16 protein-coding genes are annotated in these 16,848 nt (G+C 30.5%); 7 read left to right on the top strand and 9 right to left on the bottom strand.

Translation table 11 applies throughout. The features are described from left to right. Positions 1 to 2: 2 nt before the first annotated feature. Positions 3 to 332 carry a zinc ribbon domain-containing protein gene (locus RSA29_RS03805; RefSeq protein ID WP_346942292.1) on the bottom strand — a complete coding sequence of 110 codons (330 nt, stop codon included), beginning with the start codon at positions 330 to 332 and terminating at the stop codon, positions 3 to 5. Between the two features lie 332 nt (positions 333 to 664). On the opposite strand from RSA29_RS03805, the gene RSA29_RS03810 reads away from it, so the two are divergent. The 4 genes from RSA29_RS03810 to RSA29_RS03825 all read left to right on the top strand — a co-directional run bounded on the left by RSA29_RS03810 (position 665) and on the right by RSA29_RS03825 (position 6,093). After that, positions 665 to 910: a hypothetical protein gene (locus RSA29_RS03810; RefSeq protein ID WP_346942293.1), complete on the top strand. Its 246-nt coding sequence runs from the start codon at positions 665 to 667 to the stop codon at positions 908 to 910. 385 nt (positions 911 to 1,295) lie between these two features. Then, positions 1,296 to 2,858: a hypothetical protein gene (locus RSA29_RS03815; protein WP_346942294.1), complete on the top strand. Its 1,563-nt coding sequence runs from the start codon at positions 1,296 to 1,298 to the stop codon at positions 2,856 to 2,858. A gap of 52 nt (positions 2,859 to 2,910) precedes the next feature. Beyond that, positions 2,911 to 4,473, top strand: a complete 1,563-nt coding sequence (locus RSA29_RS03820) for a hypothetical protein (RefSeq protein ID WP_346942295.1) — start codon at positions 2,911 to 2,913, stop codon at positions 4,471 to 4,473. A gap of 84 nt (positions 4,474 to 4,557) precedes the next feature. Next, positions 4,558 to 6,093 carry a WG repeat-containing protein gene (locus tag RSA29_RS03825; RefSeq protein WP_346942296.1) on the top strand — a complete coding sequence of 512 codons (1,536 nt, stop codon included), beginning with the start codon at positions 4,558 to 4,560 and terminating at the stop codon, positions 6,091 to 6,093. A 63-nt stretch (positions 6,094 to 6,156) separates the two neighbouring features. Here the strand turns inward: RSA29_RS03825 and RSA29_RS03830 are convergent, their stop codons facing one another. The 3 genes from RSA29_RS03830 to RSA29_RS03840 form a co-directional block, all read right to left on the bottom strand. Beyond that, positions 6,157 to 6,387 carry a BhlA/UviB family holin-like peptide gene (locus RSA29_RS03830; protein WP_346942297.1) on the bottom strand — a complete coding sequence of 77 codons (231 nt, stop codon included), beginning with the start codon at positions 6,385 to 6,387 and terminating at the stop codon, positions 6,157 to 6,159. A 200-nt stretch (positions 6,388 to 6,587) separates the two neighbouring features. Further along, the gene (locus tag RSA29_RS03835) at positions 6,588 to 6,806 is read right to left on the bottom strand and encodes a DUF2922 domain-containing protein (RefSeq protein WP_346942298.1); all 219 of its coding nucleotides are present in this window, start codon (positions 6,804 to 6,806) and stop codon (positions 6,588 to 6,590) included. Positions 6,807 to 7,007: 201 nt separating this feature from the next. Then, the gene (locus tag RSA29_RS03840) at positions 7,008 to 7,232 is read right to left on the bottom strand and encodes a DUF1659 domain-containing protein (RefSeq protein WP_346942299.1); all 225 of its coding nucleotides are present in this window, start codon (positions 7,230 to 7,232) and stop codon (positions 7,008 to 7,010) included. A 265-nt stretch (positions 7,233 to 7,497) separates the two neighbouring features. Here RSA29_RS03840 and RSA29_RS03845 point away from each other — a divergent pair, with 265 nt between their 5' ends. The 3 genes from RSA29_RS03845 to RSA29_RS03855 are packed head-to-tail and all read left to right on the top strand — an operon-like array spanning position 7,498 to position 11,968. Beyond that, on the top strand, positions 7,498 to 8,958 hold the full coding sequence (locus RSA29_RS03845) for a WG repeat-containing protein (RefSeq protein ID WP_346944348.1): 1,461 nt from the start codon (positions 7,498 to 7,500) through the stop codon (positions 8,956 to 8,958). Positions 8,959 to 9,002: 44 nt separating this feature from the next. Beyond that, positions 9,003 to 10,463, top strand: coding sequence for a WG repeat-containing protein (locus RSA29_RS03850; protein WP_346944349.1), 1,461 nt, complete (start codon positions 9,003 to 9,005; stop codon positions 10,461 to 10,463). A gap of 44 nt (positions 10,464 to 10,507) precedes the next feature. Then, positions 10,508 to 11,968, top strand: a complete 1,461-nt coding sequence (locus RSA29_RS03855) for a WG repeat-containing protein (RefSeq protein WP_346944350.1) — start codon at positions 10,508 to 10,510, stop codon at positions 11,966 to 11,968. Positions 11,969 to 12,187: 219 nt separating this feature from the next. Here RSA29_RS03855 and RSA29_RS03860 read toward each other — a convergent pair whose 3' ends face one another. From RSA29_RS03860 to RSA29_RS03880, 5 genes are all read right to left on the bottom strand, one after another. Then, on the bottom strand, positions 12,188 to 12,478 hold the full coding sequence (locus RSA29_RS03860; protein ID WP_346942303.1) for a hypothetical protein: 291 nt from the start codon (positions 12,476 to 12,478) through the stop codon (positions 12,188 to 12,190). A gap of 57 nt (positions 12,479 to 12,535) precedes the next feature. Further along, positions 12,536 to 12,883, bottom strand: coding sequence for a hypothetical protein (locus RSA29_RS03865; RefSeq protein WP_346942304.1), 348 nt, complete (start codon positions 12,881 to 12,883; stop codon positions 12,536 to 12,538). A 315-nt stretch (positions 12,884 to 13,198) separates the two neighbouring features. Continuing rightward, on the bottom strand, positions 13,199 to 14,200 hold the full coding sequence (locus RSA29_RS03870) for an Rpn family recombination-promoting nuclease/putative transposase (protein ID WP_346942305.1): 1,002 nt from the start codon (positions 14,198 to 14,200) through the stop codon (positions 13,199 to 13,201). Positions 14,201 to 14,310: 110 nt separating this feature from the next. After that, positions 14,311 to 15,618 carry a replicative DNA helicase gene (dnaB, locus tag RSA29_RS03875; RefSeq protein WP_346942306.1) on the bottom strand — a complete coding sequence of 436 codons (1,308 nt, stop codon included), beginning with the start codon at positions 15,616 to 15,618 and terminating at the stop codon, positions 14,311 to 14,313. Position 15,619: 1 nt separating this feature from the next. Next, positions 15,620 to 16,588, bottom strand: coding sequence for a conserved phage C-terminal domain-containing protein (locus tag RSA29_RS03880; protein ID WP_346942307.1), 969 nt, complete (start codon positions 16,586 to 16,588; stop codon positions 15,620 to 15,622). Between the last annotated feature and the right edge of the window lie 260 nt (positions 16,589 to 16,848).

Consider the following 16,848-nt stretch of genomic DNA (forward strand, 5'->3'; position numbering starts at 1 on the left):
CATTAATACGTAGAGAATCCGCTTGCTACACCTATAACAACAAATATAATATAAAATAATACCCAAGCTGCAGTTCCGCCTAACATCCAGTAACAAATTAGTTTTGATGATTTTGGTTTTTGATCTCTCCAAATAAAGTATAGAATTAATCCTACTACCGGAAAACAACATGACACAATTCCTGCAAAATGTGATGGGTTATCTACTGTAGTCACTTTAGCTGGTTCAACAACACGTTCAATAACTGTTTCCACAACCTTTGTTTTAACTCCACATAATGGACATATCTCTACATTGTTATCAATTTCTCTTCCACAATTTGTACAAAACATATTTCCACTCTCCTTACTCTATATTTTCACATACCCTTACTATTCTATTTGGATACTTGCGTGAATATTCCGACTTTTATATTAGTTTAATATATCTAAATAATTAAATCAACAATTTAATGTAATATAGTAATTTTATAATTCACTACACTTAAACATGACACCGGCCCCTCCATAAAACCTTGTTTTTCAAATATATATTTATATTTGCAGCCATAAAATACAATCACACTCTACTTAATTTCTAATATATATATAATAAGAACCCCTCTTAATTGAACGATTTTACTAACAATTCTAAATGCAAAATATATTAAATGGATGATGAGATTATGGAAACAAGATATATAGTTGATTTAAATGATTATGGAGCTATATATGAATTTGAAAAATTTCTTAAACGCTACAATATACAATATAAACCCTTGAATACTTTAGGAATGTTTCTTATTTATACAACTCCATCACATGCATCTCGTATAAGAACACTTTCTTATGTAGATGACATTTCTGAAGAAGAGAAGATTCCTACTGAAAATATAGATTATTCACCAGTAAATATATATGAACTTTTTTAACCTTTATTACTCAAAAGATAATAAGACTATTACCTTTATAAATAACTATTCCCTAATCCAGTGTAAAGAGGCTGAAGAATTAATTTTTTCTGTCTCTTTTATCTATATACAGATGTTTAAATTAATTATATTTTATGCAGAACCCCCATCCCTCTCTTCCTCCCTGGAAATATATACATACATCTTGTAACCATTCATTTCTTAAATTTCTATTACTTAAATACTTATCTCGTGAATTTTTATTTAAGTAATATTAATTTACCTATTCCACTAATGCATATTATAAAATTTGCACACCCAATAGTTTTAGTGTATGATTACTTAAATGTAATTAAAATACTTTTATGTAAAATGCATTTAAATAGTCATAAGAGGGGGTAAAGTTATGAAGAACATTAAGAAATTACTATTAGGAGTTATCGGTATAGTATTTATATTAATTCTTACAGGAAGCTATTTAAACAACTATAACTTACTAAAGGAACCACCATCGGAGACTTGGAGCAAAGAAGTAGAAATCGGTGTAGGCAGCGGGAAAAATTCACCTGTGCTTATCAAAGAGGAGAACAGGCTACTTACAGCCTACGAGGCCTCAGGTAAATTAAAAATATGTGAAACTGACTTAAATGCTAAGGTTATAAGAACTGTTGACTATGATATTGAGGAAGATTTTCTTAAGAATATGATATTTTTGAAAAGTGATACTGGATATATATTAATGTACAATTCTTCAAAAGCCAGTAAAGGGTATCTTGAGAAAATCACATTAGATAAAGATTTAAATTTAGTTAGTAGAGAAATCATAGAAGGTGTAGATGCCACTTATCAAGCTGATGATAGTAACGTAGTGTTTTCGTATGAGGATAAATTAGAAGTATTAAATACTATAACTAATAAATCAGTATCTGTTCCTTCAACAAAGGTATCAGATCTTACTGCAAGCGCTAATAAGGATGGAATTCAGGTGTGTTATATAAAAAATGAAAGTGATATTGGTACATTTTCAGTTAAAGATGGAGTTGCTTCTCCGCCAGTTTTAGTTACAACGCTTCCAAAAAGAAAACAAGCACTATATAACAATCTAGCTTCTTCTTCAGATGGGAAAAATGTTTACATTTTAGTGGAAGAATGGGTCAATGGTGCACCTTCGTCTACAAAGCTAATCGAATTCTCCATTGCTGGAGGCGATGCTAAGATAAGCAAACTTTCAGTCAACAGTACAAATTATGTAGTGAATGCCAAAGGATCTTACTCTGATGACGGCGGTAAATTTTATGCAACTATGCACACAGAATTTGGTAAAAAAGAAGTGCAAGAATCTATTGTTTCCTTTGAGATTAAGGATGGAAAATCCTCCAATTTAGAGATTGTAACAAGATTAAGTGACTTATGTATAAGACCATATATTACTGACGGTTATAGTACCTTTTTAAGCTTTAATAAGAAAAATGTATATGATATAAATATAGCCTCAACAAATCAAGAGTTTAAGAACGTAAATAATGAACCTAGATTCATTGAATTCATTAGGGCGTTGTTTGCTATGTTAGAAGGGGTTATGGAAAGTATATCCTACATCATACTTATAGGAATATATTGGATTATACCCATATTAGTGGTAGGTTCTGTAGTTACTTATTATGATTACACCTTTAGTAATCGAAGGAAGCAGCTATCATATATTATACTGGCTGCAATGAGTATATTACTTAAAACTTATATCATAATTGATACATTTTATAAAACCTATTCCTATATGCTCCCTACCATTATGGCACCTATATCAGTAGGCTTAACTCTTTGTATCTTAATTGGTTTAATAGTGTACACCTATGGATATTTTGTTTATATCGATGATTTAGAATGCATATTCCTAGGCAACTTTGGAATATTTATGATGATAGATACTATTCTTACTTTAATGATATTTGTACCACTCATAGCATAAATAATAAACTACTCTATAATTTATATCCAAATAATACTTGGGGGGGAAAGTTATGAAAAATATAAAGAAATTACTATTAGGAGTTATCGGTATAGTTTTTATATTAATTATTATAGGAAGTTACCTTAACAACTATAACTTACTAAAGGAACCACCATCAGAGACTTGGAGCAAAGAAGTTAAAATTGGTACTGGTAAAGGTAAAATTTCACCCGTACTTATCAAGGAGGAGGACAGGCTACTTACAGCCTATGAAGATATAGGTAAACTTAAAATATGTGAAACTGACCTAAATGCTAAGGTTATAAGAACAGTGGACTATGATATTGAGGAAGATTTCCTTAAGAATATGATATTTGTGAAAAGTGATACTGGATATATATTAATGTACAATTCTTCAAAAGCCAGTAAAGGGTATCTTGAAAAAATCACATTAGATAAAGATTTAAAATTAGTTGCTAGAGAACTCATAGAAGGTGTAAATGCTACTTATCAAGCTGGTGATAGTAACGTAGTGTTTTTATATAACGACAAGGTAGAAGTTCTAAACACTTTAAATAGCAAGCTGGTGTCAATTCCAGTAACAAATGTATCAGAGATTACTGCAAGTGCTAATAAGGATGGCGTTCAGGTGTGCTATATTCAAAATGAAAATGATGTTAATACATTTTCCGTTAAAGATGGACTTGCTTCTGAGCCCATTTTAGTTACAACACTTAGTAAAGCAGATAAAATAACCTATGGTAATATGTCTTTTTCTTCAGATGAGAAAAATGGTTATGTACTAATTGAAGAATACCTTAAGGGTGAATATGAACGCACAAAGTTAATTGAATTTGATATAGCTGTTGGTGAGGGTAAAATAAGTACACTTTCAGTTAACAATTCAACCTATATCGTAAATACAAAAGGTGCCTACTCTGAAGATGGTGGTAGCTTCTATGCAACTATGAGCACAGCCTTTGGTAAAAAAGAAGTGCAAGAATCTGTTGTATCCTTTATTGTTAAAGATGGTAAGTCCTCTAAGGTAGAAATTGTATCAAGGCTAAGGGATTTATGTATACTTCCCTACATCACTGACGGCTACAGTACATTCTTAAGCTTCAATGAGAAAAATGTATATGATATTAACATTTCATCAGAAAATGAAGATTTTAAGACTGCAAATAATGGACCTCGTAGCACAGAAAAAACTAGGGCCTTCTTTTATCTATTAGAAGGACTTATGGAAAGTTTATCCTATATAATCCTTATGGGATTCCGTTGGATAGCACCAGTACTCGTTGTTGGTGGAGCAATAACCTTCTTCGATTACTCTTTTAGTGAAAAGAAGAAAAAGATAGTATATGTTGCAATGGCTACGTTTGCTATAGCAATGAAAACTTATGTAATAATCGATACATTTTATAGATCATATTCCTATATGCTACCTAGCATCATTGCCCCAATGGCAGTTGGCTTAACTCTATGTTTATTAATTGGCTTACTGGTGTATACCTACGGATACTTTGTTTATATAGATGACTTAGAAGGAGTATTTTTAGGGAAATTCGGATTATTTATGTTGTTAGATGCCCTTCTTACCTTAATGATATTTGTACCTCTTATAGCCTAAATAACCTATAAAAATATATTACCACGAGGTACAAGTACCCCGTGGTAATATATTTAAAATCATACTTTTACTTGGAGGTTAGCTATGAAAATTTTAAATAAGTTCTTTTTAATTCTAACTATATTAATTAGTGTTCTCCTTTTAACTTCTTGTAACACTAAGGATGAATATGAAGATGCAATGACTTTTTCTGATGATCTAGCCGGAGTTAAACTTCGTGGATTATATGGATTTATTGATATAGAGGGTAATTTAAAGATAAAGCCTTCCTATGAACAGGTTCAAAGCTTCTATAATGGTGCAGCTCTAGCAAAACAGAATGGTCTTTGGGGCCTTATTGATAAAAATAATAATATAATAGTTCCATTTAAATATGAACTGCCACCCTTTGAATCTAACAATTTTATGTTGGCTAGTAATTTTAGGTCAGCTATTGATTTTATATCGTTTAAAGAAAATAATAAGTATGGCTGTATAAATTTAAAGGGAGAGGTTGTTGTAGACTTTATATCTAGCGAGCCAATTTTAATGCATTATGGTTTAAATAAACCAACTATAGCAATAATCACAGACAACGGTAAAAAAGGTTTTATAGACTTAGATACAGGATTTAAGGTACCACCAATATATAATGACATATATTATGGTGGTTCTGACTACAACATAATATCTTTAGATCTTAAGGGTATATCCGGAAATCTGAATTTTGGATATGCAAATTTAGACACTCAAACTGTAATTGAGCCTCAATATTCAAACCATTTATTTTTTCAATCTGGCCTAGCTGCTATCGAAATTAATGGCAAATACGGATATATAAATGAAGCTAATGAAATAGTTATTGACCCTATTTATGATAATACCTCTGGCTTTTTAAATCCTATTCATAATAATACCTCTGAATTTTTAAATGACTTAGCTATTGTCACTATAAATAAAAAGTCTGGTTATATAAACACAAAAGGTGAAACTGTCATCCCTCTTATATATGATTCTGTAGATCCTTTTTATAATGGTATTGCTAAAATTTCCATTGATAATAAATTTGGCATTATAAACACTAAAGGTGAAATCCTTTGTGAGCCTAAATTCACAAATATAGAATTATATGGCGAAGGTGATATATTCCCAGCCTCTTATAGATCTGATGACGGCAAAAGTAAAACTGTATGTATAAATATAAAGGGAGAAATTCTCTTTGAAACTAATTACATTGAGATATCCCCATTTGGATTTGATTCACAAGAACTAACACAGGTTCGTAAAAATAGTAAGGTCGGCTATATAAATAAAAAAGGCATAGAAATACTTCCTCCTATATATAATAGCGCCCAATCCATTGGAGATTTATTTTTAGTAAAAATAAACGATAAAGCTGGGCTTATTGGTAAATATCAAACAGAATTATTAAAATGCGAATACACTAGCATAACTCCTTTTGCTGAAAATATTTTTTCTATAAGCAAGGATGGCAAATACGGTCTTTATAACTCAGCTACAAACACCTCCACAGAACTGCTATATGATGAAATCAGATTCCATAATAAGGGAGCTATTCCTGTGAGAATAGGTGACAAATGGCATTATATTGACCTGGATGGTAATAGACTTAAAATATGATAAAAAGGCAGTATATAGTGACCCACACTATATACTGCCTTCTCTTTGCTGTAAATACTAACTCTAATTATTTTTTATCACATACTTTTTTATATCCTCTACATCTTTTTTCATTTCTTCCACTATGATTAATTTATCTGTTATTTGTGATATTATATCCTGATAATTTCTTTCTCTTTCATCTTGTTTTTCATCTCTTTTTTCTTGAGCTTTTAAAATATAAAACAATAAGAATACACTGAGCACTGCCCAAACACCTTGGGATAGTGCTGCTGTTACAATTTCATTTTCCATATTTTATCTTCAGTGAGAGAGTGTATTGTAAGCACCAAACTCCCACTAAATCCTCCTTCCTTTCTTATTATTCATCTTTTAGTGTCTAATAAATTATTTTAAATTCACTATTAGACATCTGAAAATAAATAGTCACCATTGTGTTTCATCTCTTTAAAATACACCCTAGAATTAAATTCTAGGGTGTATTCTATCAACCTCTATGCAAGGATATAAGGTGTTTCTGTAGTATCAATTACCCCAGCCTCAAGTTTTGAGACTAAAGCTCCATTTTTACTTTGAAAAACTCCAGAGCTTATAGCAAAATCCATTATAGCGTTAACTTCTGCAAGGGTAACCCCCTCTTTAACGTTGTTAACTATAAGGTTAAATCTCTTCTCACCTTCATCTTTAAATGACATAACTAATTTTCTTTCCATATTACATTCCTCCTATATTTTTATTATTTGGGTAGCTCCTCCCCAGAAAAATTTCCTGGGAGGAGTGGTTTAAGGGGTTTAGATTAACACATCTTCCCTAATTGCTTATTTGTACCTGCTGCTAATGAATCGGTTCAAGAATTTTAGATTAGAGGGTTTAGCTTAAAGGTTTTTAGATCAAGGGGTTTAGGTCATCTTAGATTACTCCTGGTTTAAAGAATAATCATCAAGTTTTTTAATTTCTACTGGTGGATTTTTTAGTACAACTCCCATTAAAGCACCTATATTATAGATAGCTTCATTAGTAGCAACGCCACTAACATTTGAGAACTTCTGAGAAGCGATTTTAGGAGACCCATCCTCCTTTTTACCATCCTCATATTTTAGAACTAAAGCTGTGCTGTTTTTGATATTTGTTATTGCCATAGTATCAACTCCTTTCATAGAACATATATGCACTAGTGGTACAGTATTGTAAAAAATAATGAAAGATTTTTAAAGTTTTTTATCACATTATCAACATTAGAAACATCCATAACTGGAGTTTTTAGTCTTCGCAAGTTGAATATTTAACTACTTGAAACTTCTATTTTAAAATCATAAATAGCTGACACAAAGATATATATTAATACTACATATACCTTTTTTGTGGTAAAATATAGAATATAATATGTTTTCTAGGAGGTTGGCTATGAAGATTTTAAACAAGTTCTTTTTAATTCTAACTATATTAATGACTGTTTTCCTTTTAACTTCTTGTAACACTAAGGGTGAATATGAAGATGCAATGACTTTTTCTGATGATCTAGCTGGAGTTAAACTTCGTGGATTATATGGATTTATTGATATGGAGGGTAATTTAAAGATAAAGCCTTCCTATGAACAGGTTCAAAGCTTCGATAATGGTACAGCTCTAGTAAAACAGAATGGTCTTTGGGGCCTTATTGATAAAACTAATACTGTAATAATTCCCTTTAAATACACTGAAGCTTCTATGATATCTGAGGATATTATATCTGTTAAAGAAAATGATAAATATGGCTGCATAAACTTCAAGGGAGATGTTGTTGTAGACTTCATATCTAAAAGTCCAATTGAACTATCTTATGGTTCAAATAAACATGCTGTAGCATTAATCACTGACAACAATAAAAAAGGTTTTATAGACTTAGATACAGGCTTTAAATCGCCACCAATATATAATGAAATTTTTTATAGTGGTAATGAAAATAACCAATTAATTTTAGTCATTGATGGTAAGTCTGGCACCATAAATTCCGGATATGCAAATTTAGATACTCAAACTATAGTTGAACCTCAGTATCCAAATTGTTTATCTTTTATGGATGGTTTATCCCCCGTAGAAATCAATGGTAAATACGGCTATATAAATAAAACTAATGAAATAGTTATCGCCCCGATTTATGATAATGCCTCTCAATTTTCAGAAGGCTTAGCCAGAGTAACCATAAATAAAAAATCAGGTTATATAAACACAAATGGGGAAATTGTTATTCCTCTTATATACGACTCTGCATATCCTTTTTATGATGGTATTGCCGGAATTAGCGTTAATGATAAACTTGGTATTATAAACACTAAGGGTGAAATCCTTTGTGAGCCTAAATTTATAAGAATAGATTTATATGGGGAATATGATATAATACCTGCCTCCTATATTGATGATGATGGTAACCCTAAGTATGTATGTATAAATAAATATGGAGAAATTCTCTTTGAAACTAATTATACTGAAATAATGCCATCAATGAGTAATACACAAGATATACTACAAGTTACAAAATATAATAAAGTTGGATGTATAAATAAAAAAGGAATAGAAATACTTCCACCAATTTACGATAATGTACATCAAATTGGTGAGTTGTTCATAGTATCCACAAATAATAAATATGGACTTGTTGGTAAATATCAAAAGGATTTATTAAAATGTGAGTACACCACCATAGATTTTGTTGCTGAAAATATCTTTTCTATAAGTAAGGATAATAAATATGGTATTTATAATGCAATCACAAATACCTCCACCGAGCTACTATATGATGAAATTAAACACTCTTCGAATGGAGCTATTCCAGTACGAATAGGCGACAAATGGCATTATATTGACTTAGATGGTAATAAACTTTAAATGAATTTAGGACAAAGTTCATATATATTTTTAGGAGGTTAGCTATGAAACTTTTAAATAAGTTGTTTTTAATTCTAACTATATTAATCAGTGTTTTCCTTTTAACTTCTTGTAACACTAAGGGTGAATATGAAGATGCAATGACTTTTTCTGATGATCTAGCTGGAGTTAAACTTCGTGGATTATATGGATTTATTGATATGGAGGGTAATTTAAAGATAAAGCCTTCCTATGAACAGGTTCAAAGCTTCGATAATGGTACAGCTCTAGTAAAACAGAATGGTCTTTGGGGCCTTATTGATAAAACTAATACTGTAATAATTCCCTTTAAATATACTGAAGCTTCTATGATATCTGGGGATCTTATATCGGTTAAAGAAAATGATAAATTTGGCTGTATAAACTTAAAGGGCGAGATCGTTGTAGACTTTATATCCAGTGATGAAATTCAAATATATTGTGGAAATGATAACAATAATATAGCAATAATCACAGACAACAATAAAAAAGGGTTTATAGACTTAGATACAGGCTTTAAGGTGCCTCCAATATATAATGGAATATCTTATATTTATGATAAATCTAACCTAGTAACTTTAGTGATTAATGATAAATCAGGTAATTTAAATGCCTTCTATGCAAATTTAGATACTCAAACTATAATTGAAGCCCCTTATCAAGATTTTCTATATTTTCAATCTGACCTAGCTGCAATCCTAATTAATTTTAAATACGGCTATGCAAACAAAGCTAATGAGATAGTTATAGCCCCTATCTATGATAGCGCCTCAAACTTTTCAGAAGGCTTAGCTACAGTAACTATAAATAGAAAATCTGGTTGTATAAATACAAAGGGTGAAATTGTTATCCCCCTTATATATGACTACGTAGATCCTTTTTATAAAGATATTGCCAGGATTAGCTTTAACAATAAACTTGGTATCATAAACACTAAGGGTGAAATCCTTTGTGAACCAAAATTTTTAAGTATAAATTTGTATGGTGATTCTGATATAATACCTGCAGCCTATGTTGATGATCATGGTAACTCTAAGTATGTATGTATAAATAAATATGGAGAAACCCTATTTGAAACTAATTATACTGATATATCCCCATTTAATAATAGTTCACAAGCGATAACACAGGTTCACAAGAATGATAAAATTGGTTATATAAATAGAAAAGGAATTGAGATACTTTCTCCTATATATGATAAGGCCCTTAACATCGGAGATTTATTTATTGTAAATATAGATAATAAATATGGACTTATCGGTAAATATCAAAAGGAATTATTAAAATGTGAGTACACTAGCATAACTAATTTTTCAGAAAATATTTTTTCTATAAGCAAGGATAATAAATATGGTCTTTATAATGCAACCACAAATACCTTTACAGAGCTATTATATGATGAAATGAGATTCCCTCATGACGAAGTTATTCCTGTTCGAATAGGCGACAAATGGCATTATATTGACTTGGATGGTAATAAACTTTAAATGAATTTAGGACAAAGTTCATATATGTTTTTAGGAGGTTGCCTATGAAGATTTTAAATAAGTTCCTTTTACTTACAACTATATTAATGACTGTTTTCCTTTTAACTTCTTGTAACACTAAGGGTGAATATGAAGATGCAATGACTTTTTCTGATGATCTAGCTGGAGTTAAACTTCGTGGATTATATGGATTTATTGATATGGAGGGTAATTTAAAGATAAAGCCTTCCTATGAACAGGTTCAAAGCTTCGATAATGGTACAGCTCTAGTAAAACAGAATGGTCTTTGGGGCCTTATTGATAAAACTAATACTGTAATAATTCCCTTTAAATATACGGAAGCTTCCATGGCACCTAATAACCTTATATCTGTTAAAGAAAATGATAAATATGGCTGTATAAACTTAAATGGAGATGTTGTTGTAGACTTCATATCCAGCGACCCAATTGAAATATCTTATGGTTCAGATAAACATACCATAGCATTAATCACTGACAACAATAAAAAAGGGTTTATAGACTTAGCTACAGGCTTTAATGTCCAACCAATATATGATGAAATATTTTATCATGGTAATGGAAATAATCTAGTAACTTTAGTTGTTAATAATAAAGTTAATAATCCAAATACCATTTATGCGAATTTAGATACTCAAACTATAATTAATCCTCAATATGAAAATCCTTTATATTTTCAAGATGGACTAGCATCGGTTAAAATAAATGGTAAATATGGATATATAAATACAAATAACGAAATAGTTATTGAACCTATATATGATGATTCCCCCTGCTTTACAGAAGGATTAGCCCCCGCTAGCCTTAGTGGAAAATATGGTTATATTAATACAAGTGGAGAATTAGTTATTCCTCCTATATATGACTATACAACTCTTTTTTACAATGGCCTTGCTATAGTTTATCTTGATAACAAATCTGGTCTTATTAATACTAAAGGTGAATTCCTTTGTGAACCTAACTTTTCACAAATAGATTGGTATGGGGACTCTGATATAATACCTGCAGCCTATATTGATGATAATGGTAACTTTAAGTATGTATGTATAAATAAATATGGGGAAATTCTCTTTGAAACTAATTATACCAAAATAATGCCATTAATGAGCAATTCACAAGATATACTACAAGTTAAAAAAAATAATAAAGTTGGATATATAAATAAAAAAGGCATAGAAATACTTTCACCAATTTACGATAATGCACGTCAAATTGGCGAGTTATTTATAGTATCCACAAATAATAAATATGGCCTTGTTGGCAAATATCAAAAGGATTTATTAAAATGTGAGTACACTAGCATAACTCATTTTTCAGAAAACATTTTTTCTATAAGCAAGGATAATAAATACGGTATTTATAATGCAACCACAAATACCTTTACAGAGCTGCTATATGATGAAATGAGATTCCCTCATGATAACGTTATTCCTGTTCGAATAGGCGACAAATGGCATTATATTGACTTGGATGGTAATAAACTTTAAATGAATTTAGGACAAAGTTCATTTATGTTTTTATCAAAAATGAGCCTGCTTTTCTTGAATATTTAAACTCTGTACAATAAATAAATCGGTGTTTCATTTTATGAAACACCGATTTTAATATTGTGATATATTAAAAAAATCTTGAAACTAGTGATTGTTAAGGGCCTTAATTTTATTCCTTCCTACTACTCTATTTAAATATATTGTTGAAACTTCATCTTACTTCTCCACGTATTCTTCCTTAGAATAAAACTGACTACTACATAAATATTGTGGAATATTTTGTTCTTCACCATTAATAGTAATACTTGCAAATTTTCTTCTTATTTCTAACTCGTATATATTTTTATTGTAAGGCAAATCCCCAATACATCTTAGTTTTATCTTTAAATCCTCTTTTAAATTAAATATATCAAACAGTGTTAAGAATCTCTTACATCTTCCTCTAAAAGCACTTTCTGGACTCAAATCATCAATTTCCTTATTATCGAAAGTGAAGTCAACTTTCAAGTATCCATCCTCAGCATAGATATTAGTTTTACAGAATTCATTTATAAACTGCCTATTTTAATTATTTATTTTCATCCAAGTATACTTTTGATTTGTATCTAAATTCGTTTCAATAAATCCCCAGTTATTAACTTCATAACTGTTTTTTTTAATATCCCACTCGCTAGTCTTTGTTGCAGTAGTAAACGTAGCTTTTAAATCTTTAATATTCAATTCTCCTTCACTATCAAGCGAAAAGTTTCTAACTTCTCCATCTGGCATAACTATTTTGCTTAACATATATTTTCCGTCTAAACCCTCTACTGAACCTTCTCTATTTGACGCCCCATGAATAAAAGATGCAATTGTTATAACAGTTGCAATAGCCACAAACATTATTGGAATTATTCTTTTTTTTATATACATACATTCCCACCTTTTTATCGATTTGTCTTTAGGCTGTTTAGAACCATCCTACATATGTATTATACACCAAAATATACATATATTGTATTGTTAGTTGAATATAAATTGATGTTCTTGTTTTAAATTCCCTTATTTGAGTATGTATAAGCCTTTTTACTCTTATAACCTGATGAAAATCTATTCGCCTTAACATCCGCCTTAATTTTATTTGATAATGAACTAATAATCAAATTTCAACATCTTTGTTGAACATAGCGTTAATTTGAATAAAAATAAAGGCAATTAAGTGAAATCCACTTAACTGCCTAATTTACCTTAATTACCCTCTAATTCATTTACTAACGCCATATCAACATTTAATACTTGTGCTATCATTTCTTTATCCATTCCAGTAGATAGAAGATTTTTTATTGCTAGCCATAATTTTTCAGTTGCAGCTTTTAGTTCTTTGTCCTTGACTTCTAGTTCTTTGTCCTTGACTTCAATAGCCTTCTCTTTAACTTCAAGTTCTTTGTCTTTCACTTCAAGTTCTTTAGTCTTCTGTTCATATGCATCATTTATTTCTTTCATTTTATATTCAGCATACTTCTTCTTAGACATTTCATCCATCAGATATTTTTCTCTTGCCAGATATTGTTCATATTCTATTTCATCTGCACTTAATTTCTTCATGATTTCAACTGCCACTCCTATCTCCTCCTTTTGATTTGATAACTTGCGAATTATATTTAAGTCTCCCTGTGAATTGCATTCTTTGAAAAATGTTAGCCATTCTTCTAAATCACTAAGGGTATCTATATCTTTATTGTTTTCAAACTTATTAAGTTCAATGTAGTGTATTTGTAAATCTTCAATAAATGTAAAATTATCGTCTCTTTCTTTAATTACAAATACATTATGGAACTTGTTATTTTCAGTAATTAGGTTGAAATCTAGTATGTTAATTACAATACTTTTCTTTAACTCATAATATGATTTACCCTTATTTATAGTATCACCATATAACTTTGACCAATAATACAAACTTCTCTTTTTATAATCATCTACATCATTAACTTGAACTTCAATATCGATTAATTCACCTTTTTCAGTTTTTACTTTTATATCCATTATAGATTGCTTATCATTTTCATACTCTCTATCATTGAATGGATTTAAATATACTATTTCTAGAATCTTATCCTTACCTTTTAGTTCTAAAATAGAATTTAAAAAATCTATAAGTATATGATTACTTTCCTTACTATCTCCAGCAAATACTTTTTTAAAAGCAAAATCTACTAGAATGTTCACCAATTTATTATCTCTATTATTCATCTTTTTCTCCTAATTTTCATCTTCTGTTTAATTATAACCATTGTTTCCTTAATTATATCAAAAGTTAGATAATTACTAAAGTACTATACGAATTAAAACGTGAACATAAATTAGTTATCAAATCCCACTGGTGTAAACCTCTGATATTCCCCTATCCACATGAGTCTTATTGTTTTAGTTTCACCATTTCTATTTTTACCAAGTATGATTTCCACAGCGTTGCCTTCCTTAATTTCCTTATCGTAATATCCCTCTCTATACGGAAACATTACAATATCCGCGTCCTGTTCTATGGAGCCTGATTCCCTTAAATCAGATAACATTGGTCTAGAGTCTGCCCTTTGTTCTGGCGCCCTTGAAAGTTGAGATAGCGCTATTACTGTTATATCAAGAGATTTAGCTAGTGCCTTTAACTCCCTAGATATCTTTGCAATTTCTTGCTCCCTACTATGGCTTTTATCTGTAGCTTCAATAAGCTGAAGATAATCTATTATTATAACCTCTAACCCAGATTTACGCTTTAAGGTTCTTGCCTTGCTCTTTATTGCACTCATGGTGGTAGATTTATCATCTATAAAAAACTTCCTCTTTGATAAATCTCCAGCTCCAAGCATTAGCTTCTCTATATCATATTCACTAAGCTCCCCACTTCTTATATTCTTTAGAGGAATAAGGCATCTAGCAGAAAGTAACCTCTGCATAATCTGATTTTTAGGCATTTCCAAGGAAAATAATCCAACGCTGCCTTCTTTAGATGCATACTGGGCAATATTTAAGGCAAAGGCGGTTTTACCCATGGAAGGTCTTCCTGCAATAACCACAAAATCTCCACGCTGTAGTCCGGAAATAAGTATATCAAGATCCTTATACCCCGTTGTAATACCCTGAATCTCCTTCTTCCCAAGATATCTCTCTTCGATACTGGTTATAGCCTCTTGCATAGATGTCATGATAGGTTCCATATCCTCTAAAGTCTTCCCACTGTAGGCTTTATGAATATTCCCATCCAAAACCTCCACAACTTCATCCATGGATGCATCCCCGTGGCTATCATCAATTGCCTTCATACAAGACTTTATAACCCTTCTCCTACTAGACTTCTCCACTAAAATCTCACTATAGGTTCTAGCATTATTTAGATAAGTTGCAGCAGAAGATAACTCTGATAGATAAGTTATTCCCCCTGATTTTTCTAGTGATCCCATAGCTTTTAACTGGTCAGCAAGGGTAACTAAATCAATATCCTTATCTCTACTTCTAAGGTTTAAAATACCACTGTAAATTCCTCTATGCTTTTCATAATAAAAATCCTCCACAGTTAGAATATCCTCCACCTCATAAATTTTATCCTTATCGTTAATGATGGCTCCAAGGACAACTTGTTCTGCTTCAAGACTATGTGGCATAACCATATCCATATTACATATCCTCCAAAAGAATTGCTTTAAGGACCTGATTATTAAAGGATTTATTCTTACTATTATCATTGGTTTTGTAGCTTGATGCAACATTTCCCCTTTTAAATCCACTTCTTAAAGCTTCTGCCTGTAGGTTTAAATAATTCTCAAACTTGCTACCAAAAAGAGTTGTAGGAACTAAATATTCTTCAAATTTAGTGCTTGTCCATTTAGCCTTCATGTTATCTATTACCTTTTTAAAATCTTCTAGAGTAAAGCCCTCTTTAAATCTTTCCTGAATAAGCTTCACAGTCTCCTTGGTGCTACTTTTAAATTTTTTCCCAGTTCTCTCATTGAAATATTCTACTATCTCAACACACTTGTTCCTCAGGAACACAATATTGTTTTTAATAGATGAATCTTTAATAGAGTAATTGTTTGTTGTAGATTTTTCTATATAGGGTTGTAGTGTTTTCTCTACACACTGTAGGTTTTCTTCCCTAACACGTAGATTTTCATCAACAGCCTTAAGCTTATAACTATCCCTCTGATTATTTTCACACTTAACATCACAAGACTGAACTTTATAATCTTCAGCTTCAAGCTCACAGCTATCCATATAATTAGCCTGTATTTCTTGTGATTTCTTTTCTGTAGTGCTTGTCTCATATATAAGTTTTGAATACTTTTCTCCAAGACCAAAATAAGAATATGTACCGCCCTCACGTTTAACATAATGGGTAAGAACACCTGCATCTCTAAGCTTAAAAAATCTAGATTGCACCGTACATTTTTTCATATTAAGAATAGGCAGTTGGTTTATTACTCCATCATAACGAATCCAATAATAAACCTTGCCTTCTACAACCTCAATCTTCATACCCTTAGCATCCTTAAAATCAATAAAATACCTAAGAATCGTAGCATCTATAACATCAAGACCAAGCTCCACTAACCCCTGCTGACTAAATCCCATAATTGTATACTTCATAAATATTCCCCCTAAAATTATTAATGTGAATGTAATTTCAAACCCTGAAACTAATCCCACTAATATATAGGCAAAGAACATTAAATAGTTTACCTAAATTTAAAAAATATTTTTAAATTTATTTCTCCAGGTAAAAATATCATCTATTATTTATAATTTTAATCCATAATTCATAATTTATAATTTATAATTTTAATTCTTAATCCATAAATTATAATTTATAATTTATAATTTATAATTCATAATTCCCAATTTATAAT

Origin of the sequence: Clostridium sp., assembly GCF_036660475.1 — a bacterium.
In the GTDB taxonomy this organism is placed as follows: Bacteria; Bacillota; Clostridia; order Clostridiales; family Clostridiaceae; genus Clostridium_J.